The sequence below is a fragment of the Nocardia sp. NBC_01009 genome, from assembly GCF_045208035.1.
GTDB lineage: Bacteria > Actinomycetota > Actinomycetes > Mycobacteriales > Mycobacteriaceae > Nocardia.
The window spans coordinates 436496-450938 of record NZ_CP108695.1 but is presented as its reverse complement, the minus strand read 5'-3'; the positions used below and the strand labels follow the sequence as shown (position 1 = coordinate 450938).

Here is a 14443-nt window from a genome sequence, read left to right as displayed (position 1 = left end):
GCCCTGAGCGCGGCCTACGGGTGGCTCAATCGCCACAGCGGCGATACCGGCCCATGCCCGGCGCCGAGGTTGTAGGACGCGGCGAGGCAGCGGTAGGTCCACTCCTTGGCGAAGGCCACCGCGTCGGGGACCGAATAGCCGTTGGCGAGGGCGCAGGCAATCGCGGCGGCCAGGGTGTCGCCGCCGCCGTGGTCGTTGCCGGTGCTGATGCGCGGCGCGGTGAATTCCAGGAACTGCTCGCCGTCGAACAGCAGATCGGTGCTGAATTCGGACGAGCGCAGGTGCCCGCCCTTGACGATCGCCCACTGTGCGCCGAGTGTGTGCAGCGCCTCGGCGGCGCGGCGGGCGCTCGGGTCGTCGGTGACGTCGATGCCGGTGATCAGCCGGACCTCGTCGAGGTTCGGTGTCACCACGGTCGCGAGGGGAATCAGCGTGTGCCGCACCGCGTCCAGCGCCTCCTCGTGCAGCAGCGGATCGCCGTGCATAGACGCCGCGACGGGGTCGACCACCAGCGGAATCGTCCCGTTGCGTCCGATGCCTACCTCGTGACAGACCCCCGCGACGGCCTCGATGATGGCGGTCGAGGCCAGCATCCCGGTCTTGGCGGCGCCGATCCCGATATCGCTGACGACTGTGCGCACCTGATCGGCCACGATCTGCGGCGGAATCTCGTGAAAGCCGCTGACGCCCACCGAGTTCTGCACCGTCACTGCCGCCACCGCGACGCACGCGTGCACCCCGCACAGCGCCATGGTGCGCGAGTCGGCCTGAATTCCGGCACCCCCACCCGAGTCGGTGCCCGCGATGGTGAGTGCGCGGACCGGAGTCTGTCCCTCGGCGGGAAGAGGCAGCAATTTCACACCCAAGACCCTACGACCTGCCACGCCGGGAAGCCGCCCCGGAATCCCCAACGCAAATGAAAACCATTATCATTAATGGATGACCACTTCATCGACCACCGACCTGCTGCCCGTCACCGTGCTGTCCGGCTTCCTCGGCGCGGGCAAGACCACGCTGCTCAACCACATCCTGGCCAATCGGGACGGCCGCCGCGTCGCGGTCATCGTCAACGACATGAGCGAGGTGAATATCGACGCCGCGCTCGTCGCCGGCCAGGGTCACCTGGACCGGACCGAGGAGAAGCTGGTCGAGCTCACCAATGGCTGCATCTGCTGCACGCTGCGCGAGGACCTGATCGAAGCGGTCGGCCGCCTGGCACGGGACGGCCGGTTCGATCAGCTGGTCATCGAATCCACCGGCATCTCCGAGCCCATGCCGGTGGCCGCCACCTTCGACTGGGAATTCGAGGACGGTTTCACACTCGGCGATATCGCGCGGCTGGACACCATGGTGACGGTGGTCGACGCATCGACCTTTCTCACCGAGGTGGCCCGCGGGCAAGCTCTTGCCGAACGCAATCTGCAAGCGGCGGAAGGGGATGCGCGCACTATCGCCGACTTGCTGGTGGATCAGGTGGAATTCGCCGACGTCCTGCTCGTCAACAAGACAGATCTGGTGAGCGACGCCGTTGCCGGTGCGGTGGAAGCCACTGTGCGCAGGCTGAATCCGCGCGCCGAAGTGCTGCGCACACAGCAGGGCATCGTGGACTTGGCCGAGGTGCTCGGCACCGGACGCTACAACCCGGTCGTCGCCGCCGAGGCTGCGGGCTGGGAGGACGAACTCGCGGGCGGACACATCCCGGAGACCGAGGAATACGGCATCCGCAGCCTGACCTACATCGCTGACCGCCCGTTCCACCCGACCCGCCTCTCCGATGCACTCGATCAGATGCGAGGACTGTTGCGCAGCAAGGGTTTCTGCTGGATCGCCAGCCGGGCAGGGTTGGCGGCGGTCTGGTCGCAGGCGGGCCCGAACCTGGTATTCGAACCGGCCGCCCGGTGGACGTCGCTGGAGGTGCCGCCCGGACAGGAGATCGTCTTCATCGGCGTAAATCTCGACCGCGACCGGGTACGCGACATGCTGGATGCCGCATTGCTCACCAACGCCGAACTCGCTGTGGGACCGCTGGAATGGGCCGAATATCCCGATCCGTTCCCCGCTTGGGGTGAACTGCACGAACATGCGTGAGCTGGCGCCAGAGCGCGGCGGTCTGCGAGCGGGCCGGTGGTTCGGCCGGGTCAAAACGCCACTGGTTCAGGAGATCTCGTCCAGTGGTGGTCGGCGGCGGTTGCCTTCCGGAGTGAAGTGGAAGCGCGAACGGTCCGGAGCCGTATCGAACGGCCAGCAGGACCGACTCCGCGTATTTCGGCGGCCAGGTCGGGCCGGAGCGCGACACATTCCGCTGGGTCTTGGCGCGCTCGGTTCGGATGTTGTCGCACAGTCGGCGTCACCGGGGTGACACCTCGGGTTCGAGTCGTGGCCGAATGTCGACCGTGTGATGGCCTTCAGCGCGCCAGTAGCTCCCGCAGTGCGTTATCGATGAACACCGCTCCCTCCGGGTCGCTCCCGCCACCGGTGAGATGTCCCCAGATGCCGGGCACCACAATCAGTTTCGCGTCCCGCATGTGACCGACGGCCCACGCCTCGTCCTCCGGAGGGAAGTAGAGATCCTTCAGGGCGGGCAGGGCTACGGTCTTCGCCGTGATGGCGGCCAATGCCGCCTCGGTGTCGCCGTCGAAACCCGGTGTCAGGCCGATGTCGGCGTGCTTCCAGGTCCAGATCTGGGCGAGTAGATCGTTGGCGTCCGCCGTCGCGAAGATCGGCTCCCATAGGTTGGTGAGGAAGTCGTCGAGGGTAGCGAAGCCGACTTTCTCGTACACCCGTTCCCAATAGAACGCCTGCGACAGCGCCCAACCCGCGAGCACGCGGGCGAATGCGCGCAGGCCGAGGCGCGGCGGTTCCAGGTAGTCGCCGTCGGCGAAGGCCGCATCGGCGGTCAGGGCGTATCGCAGGCCGTCGAGGAAGACCTTGTTGTGCGGGCTGGTGTGTGACGAGCCGGTGATCGGCGCCAGGCGTTCCACCATGTCCGGGTACCTGACCGCCCACTGATACGCCTGCGCCGCGCCCATCGAGGCGCCGGTGACGAGGGCCAGTCGGGTGATGCCGAAATGCTCGGTGATCAAGCGGTGTTGGGCGGTGACATTGTCGAGAATGGTGACGTTCGGGAACCGCGCGTGGTCGTAGGGCGCCGGGGTATTGCTCGGCGAGCTGGAAAGCCCGTTGCCGAACAGATTCGGCACGATCACGAAGTAGCGGGTGGTATCCAGCGCCTTGCCCGGGCCGATCAACCACTCGTTGTGCATGTGGGTCCCCGCGAACCAGGTCGGGAAGAGAATGGCGTTCGACTTGTCGTCCGCGAGCTCGCCGTAGGTCTGGTACGCCAGCCGGGCGTCGGGCACGGTTCCACCGGCAAAGGCGAATTCGCCGAGCTCGAAGATTTCGTGATCGGTCACACTCATTTCAAGCACTTGTGACGCCGAGGTATTCCACAACCGCGCCCCACACACCCCGGGTCGGAGTGTGGGGCGCGGTCGGGCGGGCCGGTGACATGCGCCGGTCCAACGGCGCGGCATGGCTCCTGCCTCAGTTCGAGATGCCGGGAGCCTGCTGGAGGTAGGACGTGTCGGTCAGCTGCTCGAGCATGAAGTCCGCGATATCGGCGCGGGCGATCTTCAGCGCGAGTCCGGTCTCGTCGGCGGGGAATCCGCGGCGGTAGCTGCCGGTGCGCGGGCCGTCGGTGAAGGCGCTCGGGCGCACGATGGTCCAGTCCAGATCGCTGGCGCGGACGTACGCCTCCTGCTGCACGTGGTCGGCGTACGCCTGGCGCAGCAGCATGCCGAACATGACGTATTTCCACAGGAAGTTCAGGTTGCCGCGGCTGTCGCCGACGCCGAGGGTGGTCTGCGCGATCAGCCGCTTCACCCCGGTCCGGTTCATCGCCTCGATGACCGCGCGCGTGCCCTCGGCCCGGATGACGCCCTTGCGGCCGGCACCGAGCGAGACAAGCACGGCGTCCTGGCCCACGACGGCCCGCTCCACCGACGCGGTGTCGAGCACGTCGCCCTCGATGATGTGCAGGCGCTCGTGCCGCTGCTCGACTCCGGCCGCGTTGCGGGTGAAGGCCGTCACCTCGTGACCCTGCGCGAGCGCCTGCTCGACGACCTGACGACCGACGGTGCTGGTGGCTCCGAAGACTGCGATTTTCACGATCTTCTCCTTGTTCTCGAAAGCTGTTGAGCTGTTGGTGAATCCAGTACATCAGCGCCGAGTCCGGTGAACCATGGCCGCGCGTCTCGATGACATAAGAGAGTGTCTCGGGCCTGCGAATGCACCACGGCCCGTGCTCCGGAACGCCGGGCACGGGCCGTCGAGTGGCGAAGAATACTCAGCTGAGCTGGGCGAAGAAGCCGCGGATATCGGCGACCAACACCTCGGGCGCCTCGTGTGCGGCATAGTGCCCTGCCGCGTCGTTGGCGCCGCCCTGCACGGATCCGACGTCATAGGAGTTCCAGCTGACGATATTGCGGTGATCGCGCTCGGCGAAGCGGCGGATCGACTGGAAATCACCCTTGAACATCGCGAGCCCGGTCGGCGTCTCGGTCGGCGCGGCCGGCTGCTGCGCGACGTGCGCATCCTCGTAATAGAAGCGAATCGACGAGCCCGCGGTGCCGGTCAGCCAGTAGATGGCCACATTGCCGATCACGAAGTCGTCGTCGAGGCTCTCACCGAACAGCTGCGCATTCCAGCCGAGCAGGCCCACCGGCGAATCGCTCAGCGCGAAGGCCAGGGTCTGCGGCTGCTGGCTGTGCAGGGTGTTGAAGGACATCTTGTTGTCGTGGAACCACTGCAGGTGTGCCAGCGCGGCCATGTCGTCCTCGGACAGGCCCTCGAATTCCGCCGGGTCGCCGGACGGGAACGAAAAGAGCTGCGTGACATGGACACCGACGACGCGCTCCGGATCGATGCGGCCGATCTCGGGCGAGATCATCGAGCCGCCGTCGTTGCCGATCGCGCCGTAGCGCTGGTAGCCGAGCCTGCTCATCAGCTCCACCCATGCCTTGGCGGTGCGGTCGCGGCCCCAGCCGGTGCTGCGGGTGGGACCGGAGAATCCGAATCCCGGCAGCGAGGGGATGACCAGGTGGAAGGCCGGGGCATCGGCGGACTCCGGCTCGGTGAGCGGGGCGATGACGTCGAGGTATTCCAGGATCGAGCCCGGCCAGCCGTGGCTGAGGATCACCGGGAGTGCGTCGGCCCGGGAGGACTTGATGTGCAGGAAGTGGATGTCCTCGCCGTCGATCTCGGTAACGAACTGCGGGTAAGCGTTCAGCCTGGCCTCCAGCGCCCGCCAATCGAAACGGTCGAGCCAGTACTCGGCGAGGGCGCGCACCCGCTCGTTCGGCACGCCGTAGGAGTCGGCGACGCCGCTGAGCTCGTTCGGCCAGATGGCCCGCTGCAGCCGGTTGGCCAGGTCGTCGAGCTGGGACTGCGGGATGTCGATGGTGAAGGGGCGGATGGCGGTCATGGTGTTCTCCTTTTGAAACGGAATGCTTTGTTCTGTTTGAACCATAGCAGAACGGATCATTCCGTTTCAAGTGCTACGCTGAAGTCATGCCGAAAACATCCGAGACCCCAGCTCCGAAGGCCCTGCCCGGCCGCAAGGCGCAGGCCGCCCGCAACGACGGGCTGATCATGGAGGCCGCGCGGGCAGTTTTCCTCGCCGACGCCAACGCCCCGATCGCCGCCGTCGCCGAACGCGCCGGAGTCGGGATCAGCGCGCTCTATCGCCGCTATCCGAGCAAGGAAGACCTCTTGCGCACCCTGTGCCACCAGGGCCTGCGCCGCTACAACGTGGAAGCCGATGCCGCGCTGGAGGACCCCGACGGCTGGCACGGCTTCGTCGGATTCCTGGAGCGGGTGGTCGATGCCGACGTGCACTCACTGACGGTGCATCTGGCAGGCACCTTCACGCCGGACGAATCGATGCTGCCCGACGTTGTGCACGCGGGAGAAGTGGCCGAGGAGTTGGTGCGCCGCGCCCACGCCTCCGGGCGATTGCGTCCCGACGTCACCAGCCTGGATCTCGGTCTCGCCCTGGAAGCCTGCGCCGCCATTTCGATGCCCGACGAGAAACGCACCGCCGAGCTGCGGCGTCGCGTGCTCGCGCTGCTCATCGCGGGCCTGACGGTCGAGGGCGAACTGCCGGGTCCGCCGCCGGAGGCCGGTGAATTCGCCTGGCGTTGGCAGCGGCGCCCGTGACCGACGGCCCGACCGATGATTTCGCCGACGGCCGAGCGTCTGCACTGGTAGGAATATCCCTGTCCGCAGCAGCGAAAGGACTCGCTATGAACTGGACACTCGAGGTCGTGATCGTGCCGGTGTCGGACATCGACCGGGCCAAGGACTTCTACTCGAAGCAGCTGGGCTTCGCGGTCGACCACGACACCGAAATCGGCGAGGGCGTCCGGTTGGTGCAGCTGACCCCACCGGGCTCCGGCTGCTCCATCGTCATCGGCGAGGGCGCGGTCCCCAAGATGGAACCCGGCTCGCTGCAGGGTTTACAGCTGGTGGTCCCAGACATCCGAAAAGCCCACGCCGAGTTGGTCGAACGCGGCGTCGAGGTCAGTGATGTCCAAGTCCTCGGCCAGAGCCCGACCCAAATGCCCGATCCCCTGGACAACGTCGGTTTCCTCTTCTTCACCGACCCCGACGGCAACGGCTGGGCCGTCCAGCAGATCTCCACCCGCCATTAGGCGCGGGCCTGATCCAGCGCCTCGACCAGGCTGCGGGCCCGCAGATCCACCGCACCTTCGATGATGTAGTTGGTGACGTACGCGAACGCGATGCCACGCGACGGGTCGGCATAGGCCAGCGAACCGCCGCGACCGGGATGGCCGAAGGAGGTGGCGCCGCCGAGCGGAAAGCCCTCGGCGGGCAGCATGTAGCCGGTGCCGTAGCGATCGGGCAGCATGACTACACGGTCGATGCCATCGGCCTGCACCCGGGTGGCGTCGGCGACCGTTTCCGGGGTGAGCAGTCGGATGCCGTCGACCTCTCCGATGAGCGAGGCGTACAGCCGCGCCAGCCCGCGCGCGCTACCGATGCCATTGCTCGACGGGATCTCCGCGGCATGTACGGCGGGGGAGTTGAAGTCGATGTCGGCCGGGTCGGTGACCTGGAACGCACGGGTGGCCAGTGACTCCGGATCTCGAAGGGCCGCAACCATATCGTGCAGTTCGGCCGGAATCGCATCCATCGGGACGGTCGCCAGATCGACGGCGGGCGCGAATACCAATCGGCTGACCCGGTGGCGTTCGGCCTCGGGCAACCCGATGTAGAAGTCGATCCCGAGCGGCCCGGCGATCTCCTCGGCCACGAACTGCCCGACGCTGCGGCCACTGACCCGCCGGATCACCTCGCCGACCAGCCAGCCGAAGGTGCGGCCGTGATACCCGTGCGCGGTGCCCGGAACCCAGTTCGGCGCCTGTGCGGCAAGCGCTTCCACCATCGGCTGCCAGGCCAGTGCGTCCGCCAGCGGTACCGGCTTGTCCACCGCGGCGAGCCCTGCCTGGTGGCTCAACAACCAGCGCACCGGAATCTCGCCCTTGCCCGCGGCCGCAAACTCCGGCCAGTACTGCGCCACCGGCGCGTCGAGGTCGAGGTGGCCACGCTGCGCGAGCAGGTGCGCGGCGGTCGCGGTGACGCCTTTGGTCGCCGAATAGACCAGCTGGATGGTATCCCGATCCCAGGTGCGATCGGTCTCGGGATCGGCAGATCCGCCCCACAGGTCGACCACCGGCCGCCCGTCCCGATACACGCATACCGCGGCGCCCACATCACCCCGGTCGGCGAAGTTCGCGGCGAATGCCGCCCGCACCGTTTCGTATCCGTCCGCAACCCGCCCGTCGATCACCATGTGGGCCAGCATGTCATGACCGAAAAGCGAAAGTCTTGCGGCGATGATGTAGCAGGACGGTCAGCGGCTGTGACGTTCCCGATGGGCGGCGCCACCGGGGCGCCGACGACCCCGAAGAACGGTCATGAAGTAGACCGAGCGCATCGGCCGTGCCGAGCAGGCCATCAGGGATGGCGGCGTCCCTTTGCCCCGCCCCTGGCCGCGGACCGGGATGCCCGCCCTTGGCCGCGGACCGGGATGCGCGGCCGGCCGCCACGCTGTACCGGATCTGCACCGAGGGGTACGCGCCACCTCGGGTCCGAACCTCTACACGTCGAATTGCCCACGGAGGCAATCCGGCTCACCCGGCTGGTGCACCGGCCGCGGCCCGACAAGTTGCACATGGCTGCCGCGAACGTCCAGAGGCGCACCCGTCATGTGCTACTCGACGCTATCCACGAGAGGCGAGGAGGAGGGCTTGGGTGCTGCGGCCGAGGGGGCCTTTCTCGTCGAAGAGGGCGGATTCGGCCAGGCCGATGCCATGTGGTTGGGGGTAAGTGGCGGCGTCGAGGCAGATCCATTCGCCAACGGGCATGCGGTGCAGGGTGACGGTGAGGTCGGTGTTGATGAACAGATAGCGCGACCAGTCCAGGACCGAGCTCACACCGTTGCCGGAGTCTGCGGCGGCCAGGGTGCGTTCCAGTGGGCTCGGGGTGGTGCCCGCGACGATCGGATATTTCAGCCGGATCCAACAGATCGCGGGACCGGGTTCGGCGAATGATCCTGTGATGAACCGGTATTCGATACCGGTGTGGAAACCGACCGGCTGGGTGGCCGGAAACGGCGACGAGACCGCATGCTCGGGTCCCGGACGGACGCCGGAGGGGATGATCTGCGCGGGCAGGTCCAGTTCGGGGTCGGCCAGTGTGAAGCGCCAGGCGTTGGCCTTCATGACCGGCCCGCGATCGGTCGAGAGCGTTGCCTCGATGAGCTCGACGCTGCGGCCGGGCCGAGTAACGCGCGCCTCGACGGTCAGCGGCGCCAGCGGAACCGGACCGAGAATCTCGACTGCGACCCTGCCGACCTGGAAACCCTCCCGTGGTGCGCAGCGTTCGATCGCGTAGCCGAGCAGCGCGGACGGCGGCCCGGCGTGTTGGGCGTCCGGCGACCAGGGGCCGCGGGTGAGTTCGGTCGAGACGAACCGATTCGGGTCCGCCGGATCCGGCAGGTAGAAGGCATCGGCCACGTCGTTGTCCGTCCCACCGGGCCGGCAGCGTCGCCGGTCGGAAAGTTGTTCGTTCGGTTAACGATTTCTCTGGGAACGGTACTCCGGCGGCAGCGCCGGTCGGGTCTAGGGCCGGCCGAACGCGAGGGCGACGTTGTGCCCACCGAAACCGAACGAGTTGTTGAGCGCATAGTCGATCCGTTGGGTGCGCGGTGCCCCCGCGACGATATCGAGGTCGATTTCCGGCCCGCGATTGTCGAGATTCAGTGTGGGCGGGACGATCTGGTCGCGCAGGGTCAGCATGGTCAGGATCGATTCGAGGGCGCCGACCGCGCCGATCGAGTGTCCGAGCGCGGATTTCGGCGCGTAGACCGAGGCATCGGGCACGACGGCCGCGATCGCGTTGGCTTCGGACGCGTCACCGACGGACGTCGATGTGGCGTGTGCATTGACGTGTTGGATATCCGAAACCTGCAGTCCTGCAGTACTTATCGCCTTGCGCATGGCTCGCGCCGCGCCGATGCCGCCGGGGTCGGATGCGACGATGTGGTAGGCGTCCGAGGTGATTCCCGCGCCGAGCACCCTGCCGTGGATCTGCGCGCCCCGCGCCCGCGCGTGCCGCTCGGATTCGAGCACCAGTAGGGCCCCGGCCTCGCCGAAGACAAAGCCGTCGCGGTCCCGGTCGAACGGCCGCGACGCGAGCTGCGGTTCGTCGTTGCGCGTGCTCATCGCGCGCATCATGGCGAAGCTCGCGATCGGCACCGCGTGGATGTGGCCCTCGACGCCGCCCGCGACGACGATGTCGGCCTCGCCGGTGCGGATCAGCCGCCAGGCGTGCGCGATTGCCTCGGAACCCGACGAGCACGCCGAGACCGGCGCGAAAACGCCTGCCTGGGCACCGATTTCGAGTCCAATGGTGGCGGCGGGCCCATTGGGCATCACCATCGGAACCGACATCGGCGACACCTTCCGGTAGCCGCCCTCGCGCATGGCGTCCACCGCGTTGATGAGCGCGTCGCCGCCGCCGAGGCCGGTGCCGATCGCGACGGCCAGCCGTTCCCGGTCCACCGCAGGCGCGCCTGCATTGCTCCAGACTCGGCGGCCGAGCACCAGTGCCATCTGTTCGACATAGGACAGCCGCCGCTGCTCGATCCGAGTCAACTGCTCGCCGGGTTGTGACTTCAGCTTGCCGCCGATCCGCACGGGCAGGTCGTATTCGGTGACGAAATCATCCTCGAGCATCCCGATGCCGCTGTGGCAGGCCAGCAGCTCCGACCAGGTGGTATCGGCGTCGTCGGCGAGCGAGGTGGTCGCGGCGTAGGCGGTGACCACGACCGAGTCGCGAGCAGCGCCGAGAGTTTCTGAAGCGATTGTTACAGTCACAGGGTCATGAATACCTGTACCACTCGCTACAGTCAACTCATGGCCCGCCCACTCGACCAAGCAAAACGCGCCGAACTCCTCGCCGACGTGGTGCAATACATCGCCGATCACGGCCTCGCGGACCTGTCGCTGCGCCCACTCGCGGCCGAACTCGGCACCAGCTCCCGCATGCTGATCTACTACTTCGACACCAAAGAGGAGATGCTCGTCCAGGCGCTCACCACCCAGCGCCCCGACATCGCGGCACTGTTCGCGGACGTCGGCGACGCGGCCGAACTCCGGCAGCGACTGAGCGATTTCTATACCGCGAGCCTGTCGGGCGCGGGTGCGACCAGCGTGCGGGTCCTGTTGCAGGTGCTCGGCACGGCCTGCGCCCCGCACAGCCCGTACGCCGCCTACGCCAACGCCGCGATCGCCACCTTCGTCGCGGCCCTCACCGACGCCCTCCGTCGAATCGCGTCGATCGAAGATCCGGAAGCCGTTGCCACGCTCTTGATTTCCGGCCTGCGCGGCGTCATCCAAGACCGCCTGATCACCGGCGACATCGACCGCGCCGACCGCGCGGCCCACCGCCTGATCGAGCAGAACCTGTGCTGATGGCCTGATCGATCGTTCCCTGCGCCACGGGTGCGGAAGCCATTGCGGTGCTGAGGGTTTCCTGCCTGTGCTGCCTGATTCGAGACTGGTCACCGTCGGCACCGCCCGCGCTATCTGTTGCCTTGTCGAGCGGAGTCTGCGCCGGCGGGTCATCGGCCGAAGCGTCGTCGGTGTGGAAGCTGTTGCTGCTGTCGGTTTCCGGCTCGCATCGGCGCAATTCGAGATCGGCACGAGTGGCATTTGCTCTGCCGTCTGTCGCCTCGTCGAGCAGGGCAGCTGCGCTGCGGGGCTTGTGGGGCTGTCGCCACCACGTCGAACGAGTGTGAGCCGTGCATCCGATGGCGGATGCACGGCTCACACTCGGCTGTGGTCGAGGTGCCGTCATGCAAGGGCGATGGCGGCGCACAGGGCGGTGATGGCGGCGAACTGAAGGGCGACGCGACCGTTGACGACACTGTCCCACTTCTCCTGCAGTGCGCGGGCATTCGGCGGGATGATCCCGGTCTGCGCGGCGGTGGTCTGCACGGCATTGATCGGCTTGGCGACCCGCACATAGACGCCGAGCCACGACACGAGTGCCAGTACGGCGATACCGGCTGCGATGGCGGCCGCGAAGTGTCCGCCGATGGCCGCGATGAGTGTGGTCGCCACCGCGGTCACCACGCCGCTGATACCGACCATCGGCATCCGCTTGTCGGCGTAGTAGTGACCCCATCCCGCGGTGATGGTCATGGTGCGGTCGTCCAGTTCGGCGTGGACCGACCGCATGACCAGTGCGGCGAGGGTGTCGGTGCCGTAGACGACCGCGTTGGCGAGGACCGCGACGATGGCGAGGAGCTGGATGACCGTGGTGAGCATGGCGACTTCCGTTCTCTTATTCTAGCTGCGGTAGAGAATCTAGCACGGCTAGATTTAGAAGCAAGTCGAAGTTCGGCAAGGTCGCGCCCGGCTCGGTAGCTTGCTGTTTGCTTATGCGCAGTAGATGTTGGCTGGGGTTCGTTCGGGCGAGCGAAGGAGCGCGATGTCTGTGGAGTTACCTGCAGTAGGTCTGCCGCGATCGGATCCGAGGGGTGGCTGATGCTCGCCGCACGGCACGCGTTCGACCTCGCACTCACGACGACGTCTTGCGTGTCGGCAGCCATCATGGTCGTCGTCGCGGTACTGGCAGTGTGGTTGGTGCCGAGCGGTTTTCGGGTGACCGGCAGTCACTGAGCGTGGCCCCAGCCATGTTCGAGCAGGTCGAAGAGCTCGCGCAGGGCGCGCGGCGGGTCCTCGCGGTCACCAGCGATTTGGGTGCTCTCCAAGGCGAAATGGGCGAGCCCGGCGGCGGCGAGGTCGTCTTCGGGTGCGCCGGTAGCCTCGGCGATCACGGCGGCCAGCGCGGTCTCGTGCCGTAGCCACATTCGGTGCGCGTACTCGCGCAGTGCGGGTGTCGAGTTCACCAAATCGTGGAACGCCGCGATGTCTGGATCGGTACCGGATCTGGTGCGGTTGAGCACCAAATAGTCGCGGATGGCGTGCAGCACCGACTGGCCCGGTGCTCGGTCGCGGACCGCGGCAACCATGGCCGCTTCCAACTCCTCGTCCAGATCGAAGACCAGAGCCTCTTTGCTGGGGAAGTGCTTGAACAGCGTGCTGAGTGAGACGTCCGCCGCTTCGGCGACGTCGCGGACGCCGACGTTGTCGAAGCCGCGTTCCAGGAACAGTCGCGTCGCGGCGTCCGCAAGCGTCTGCCGGGTCTGGGCCTTCTTGCGCTCGCGGCGCCCTGTCGTCGCGGTCATGTCGACGACTCTACTCCGATTAGCTATCGACTTCAAAGTCGGAGCAGTTGTACTTTTGTAGCCGATATGCTTTTCTGGCGGTGTTCGAAAATCGAGGAGGTGAGCGGCCATGTCCGCAACAAAGATCGAGACGCAGACCGCACCGCAACGGTCGATCCGGCTGGTCCTGGCCGGGGTGATGCTCGCGATGCTGTTGGCAATGCTCGACAACGCGATCGTCGGCACCGCGATGCCGACGATCGTCGGTGAGCTCGGCGGCCTGAGCCAGGTCGCCTGGGTGGTGACCGCCTATGCGCTGCTGTCGGCGATATCGACACCCGTGTGGGCGAAGCTCGGCGACCTGTTCAGCCGCAAACCGGTGTTCCTGACGGCCATAGGGGTGTTCATCGTCGGGTCGGTGCTCGCGGGCGCGGCCTGGTCGATGCCCGCGCTGATCGGGTTCCGTGCGCTACAGGGCCTCGGTGCGGGCGGTATCGCCGTCAGCGCATTCGCGCTCATCGGCGCGCTGGTGCCGCCGCGCGAACGCGGCAAATACCAGGGCATGACCGCGACGACCATGGCGATCGGCACCATCGGCGGACCGCTGCTCGGTGGCGTGATCACCGACGGCCTCAACTGGCGATGGGCGTTCTACCTCAACATTCCACTCGGCCTGCTGGCCTTCGCCTGGTCGTTCTGGATGCTGGACCTTCCTGTCGCTCGCAAGAAGGTCACCATCGACTACGCGGGCATCGTCGCCCTGGCGACCGCTATTGCCGCCCTAGTGCTGGTCGCGACGTGGGGTGGCGTCGAGTATTCCTGGCTCTCGGTGCCGATCCTCGGACTGATCGCACTGGCCGTCGCGGCGGTGAGTGCCTTTCTCGCCATCGAACGGAAAGCCGTCGACCCGGTGATTCCACTGGAGATCTTCCGCAGCCGCAATCTCGTCGTCTCCGCGCTGACGGCACTGGTCGGCGGTGTGGTGATGTTCGGAGCGATCCTCTATCTGCCGCTGTTCCAGCAGACGGTCCAAGGCGCCTCTGCCGCGAATTCCGGACTGTTGTTGCTGCCGATGATGATTCCGCTGCTGATCGTTTCCCAGATCGTCGGCAAGCGGATGAGCGCCACCGGCAAATACAAGATCTACTTCATCCTCGGCGGCGGATTTCTCACCGCGGGGACCGCGCTGCTGACCATGGTGGACGCCGGAACAGGGCGCCTGGCAACAGGTTTCGCGATGGCATTGATCGGTGCCGGACTCGGCTTCGCAATGCAGCTGTCCACCGCGATCGCCCAGAACAGCGTGGATATGAAGCACATCGGCGCCGCTTCGGGCGCAACCACCCTGTTCCGCACCCTCGGCGGCTCCCTCGGTGTGGCCGCCTTCGGCTCGCTGTTCACCAGGGCGTTGCACGGGCGGGTGCCCGCCGACGGTCATGGCTACCTCGAGGCGTTTGCTGCAGGCACCGGTTACGTATTCGTGGCCGTAACCGTCATCTGCGCCTTGGGATTCATTGTCTCGTGGTTCATCGAGGAGGTCCCGCTGCGCGGCAAAGCGCCCGCACCGGCGGTGCGGGTGGGAACTACCGCTGAGGCGGAGCCCGAGACCGCATCCTGATTCGATTC

General features: G+C 66.9%; 14 protein-coding genes. 5 read left to right on the top strand and 9 right to left on the bottom strand.

The genetic code is table 11. From position 1 onward, the window contains the following. Positions 1–14 precede the first annotated feature (14 nt). The gene (thiD, locus tag OHA42_RS02010; protein ID WP_406234060.1) at positions 15–860 is read right to left on the bottom strand and encodes a bifunctional hydroxymethylpyrimidine kinase/phosphomethylpyrimidine kinase; all 846 of its coding nucleotides are present in this window, start codon (positions 858–860) and stop codon (positions 15–17) included. Positions 861–939: 79 nt separating this feature from the next. On the opposite strand from thiD, the gene OHA42_RS02005 reads away from it, so the two are divergent. Continuing rightward, positions 940–2088, top strand: a complete 1149-nt coding sequence (locus OHA42_RS02005; RefSeq protein WP_406234058.1) for a GTP-binding protein — start codon at positions 940–942, stop codon at positions 2086–2088. 317 nt (positions 2089–2405) lie between these two features. Here OHA42_RS02005 and OHA42_RS02000 read toward each other — a convergent pair whose 3' ends face one another. The 3 genes from OHA42_RS02000 to OHA42_RS01990 all read right to left on the bottom strand — a co-directional run bounded on the left by OHA42_RS02000 (position 2406) and on the right by OHA42_RS01990 (position 5482). Further along, positions 2406–3419 (bottom strand): alpha/beta fold hydrolase, encoded by a 1014-nt coding sequence (locus OHA42_RS02000; protein WP_406234056.1) that lies wholly within the window; start codon positions 3417–3419, stop codon positions 2406–2408. Between the two features lie 124 nt (positions 3420–3543). Beyond that, positions 3544–4167: an NAD(P)-dependent oxidoreductase gene (locus tag OHA42_RS01995; RefSeq protein WP_406234055.1), complete on the bottom strand. Its 624-nt coding sequence runs from the start codon at positions 4165–4167 to the stop codon at positions 3544–3546. A 178-nt stretch (positions 4168–4345) separates the two neighbouring features. Next, positions 4346–5482 carry an epoxide hydrolase family protein gene (locus OHA42_RS01990; protein ID WP_406234053.1) on the bottom strand — a complete coding sequence of 379 codons (1137 nt, stop codon included), beginning with the start codon at positions 5480–5482 and terminating at the stop codon, positions 4346–4348. A gap of 86 nt (positions 5483–5568) precedes the next feature. Between OHA42_RS01990 and OHA42_RS01985 the strand changes: the two genes are divergently transcribed. Continuing rightward, positions 5569–6216, top strand: coding sequence for a TetR/AcrR family transcriptional regulator (locus OHA42_RS01985; protein WP_406234051.1), 648 nt, complete (start codon positions 5569–5571; stop codon positions 6214–6216). Between the two features lie 86 nt (positions 6217–6302). After that, entirely contained in the window at positions 6303–6710 is a 408-nt protein-coding gene (locus OHA42_RS01980) for a VOC family protein (protein ID WP_406234049.1), read from the top strand. Here OHA42_RS01980 and OHA42_RS01975 read toward each other — a convergent pair. The 3 genes from OHA42_RS01975 to OHA42_RS01965 all read right to left on the bottom strand — a co-directional run bounded on the left by OHA42_RS01975 (position 6707) and on the right by OHA42_RS01965 (position 10460). Next, complete coding sequence (locus OHA42_RS01975) at positions 6707–7873, bottom strand: serine hydrolase domain-containing protein (RefSeq protein WP_406234047.1); 1167 nt, start codon at positions 7871–7873, stop codon at positions 6707–6709. The two genes, OHA42_RS01980 and OHA42_RS01975, sit on opposite strands and share 4 nt — an antisense overlap. Before the next feature lie 430 nt (positions 7874–8303). Then, entirely contained in the window at positions 8304–9098 is a 795-nt protein-coding gene (locus OHA42_RS01970) for a thioesterase family protein (RefSeq protein WP_406234045.1), read from the bottom strand. Positions 9099–9203: 105 nt separating this feature from the next. After that, on the bottom strand, positions 9204–10460 hold the full coding sequence (locus OHA42_RS01965) for a KasA/KasB family beta-ketoacyl-ACP synthase (protein ID WP_406234043.1): 1257 nt from the start codon (positions 10458–10460) through the stop codon (positions 9204–9206). 39 nt (positions 10461–10499) lie between these two features. Here OHA42_RS01965 and OHA42_RS01960 point away from each other — a divergent pair, with 39 nt between their 5' ends. Continuing rightward, entirely contained in the window at positions 10500–11057 is a 558-nt protein-coding gene (locus OHA42_RS01960) for a TetR family transcriptional regulator (protein ID WP_406234041.1), read from the top strand. 381 nt (positions 11058–11438) lie between these two features. Here OHA42_RS01960 and OHA42_RS01955 read toward each other — a convergent pair whose 3' ends face one another. Then, a complete protein-coding gene (locus OHA42_RS01955; RefSeq protein ID WP_406234039.1) occupies positions 11439–11915 on the bottom strand; it encodes a DUF1772 domain-containing protein in 477 nt (158 codons plus the stop codon). Positions 11916–12262: 347 nt separating this feature from the next. After that, complete coding sequence (locus OHA42_RS01950; protein WP_406234037.1) at positions 12263–12838, bottom strand: TetR/AcrR family transcriptional regulator; 576 nt, start codon at positions 12836–12838, stop codon at positions 12263–12265. A gap of 109 nt (positions 12839–12947) precedes the next feature. Here OHA42_RS01950 and OHA42_RS01945 point away from each other — a divergent pair, with 109 nt between their 5' ends. After that, the gene (locus OHA42_RS01945) at positions 12948–14435 is read left to right on the top strand and encodes an MDR family MFS transporter (protein WP_406234035.1); all 1488 of its coding nucleotides are present in this window, start codon (positions 12948–12950) and stop codon (positions 14433–14435) included. Positions 14436–14443 lie beyond the last annotated feature (8 nt).

Excerpts from the sequence above, each read along its gene's own strand:
- OHA42_RS01990 (WP_406234053.1), bottom strand. The coding sequence starts at position 5,482 with ATGACCGCCATCCGCCCCTTCACCATCGACATCCCGCAGTCCCAGCTC.
- OHA42_RS01945 (WP_406234035.1), top strand. The coding sequence starts at position 12,948 with ATGTCCGCAACAAAGATCGAGACGCAGACCGCACCGCAACGGTCGATC.
- OHA42_RS02005 (WP_406234058.1), top strand. The coding sequence starts at position 940 with ATGACCACTTCATCGACCACCGACCTGCTGCCCGTCACCGTGCTGTCC.
- OHA42_RS01955 (WP_406234039.1), bottom strand. The coding sequence starts at position 11,915 with ATGCTCACCACGGTCATCCAGCTCCTCGCCATCGTCGCGGTCCTCGCC.
- OHA42_RS01950 (WP_406234037.1), bottom strand. The coding sequence starts at position 12,838 with ATGACCGCGACGACAGGGCGCCGCGAGCGCAAGAAGGCCCAGACCCGG.
- OHA42_RS01975 (WP_406234047.1), bottom strand. The coding sequence starts at position 7,873 with ATGGTGATCGACGGGCGGGTTGCGGACGGATACGAAACGGTGCGGGCG.
- OHA42_RS01985 (WP_406234051.1), top strand. The coding sequence starts at position 5,569 with ATGCCGAAAACATCCGAGACCCCAGCTCCGAAGGCCCTGCCCGGCCGC.
- OHA42_RS01960 (WP_406234041.1), top strand. The coding sequence starts at position 10,500 with ATGGCCCGCCCACTCGACCAAGCAAAACGCGCCGAACTCCTCGCCGAC.
- OHA42_RS01980 (WP_406234049.1), top strand. The coding sequence starts at position 6,303 with ATGAACTGGACACTCGAGGTCGTGATCGTGCCGGTGTCGGACATCGAC.
- OHA42_RS02000 (WP_406234056.1), bottom strand. The coding sequence starts at position 3,419 with ATGAGTGTGACCGATCACGAAATCTTCGAGCTCGGCGAATTCGCCTTT.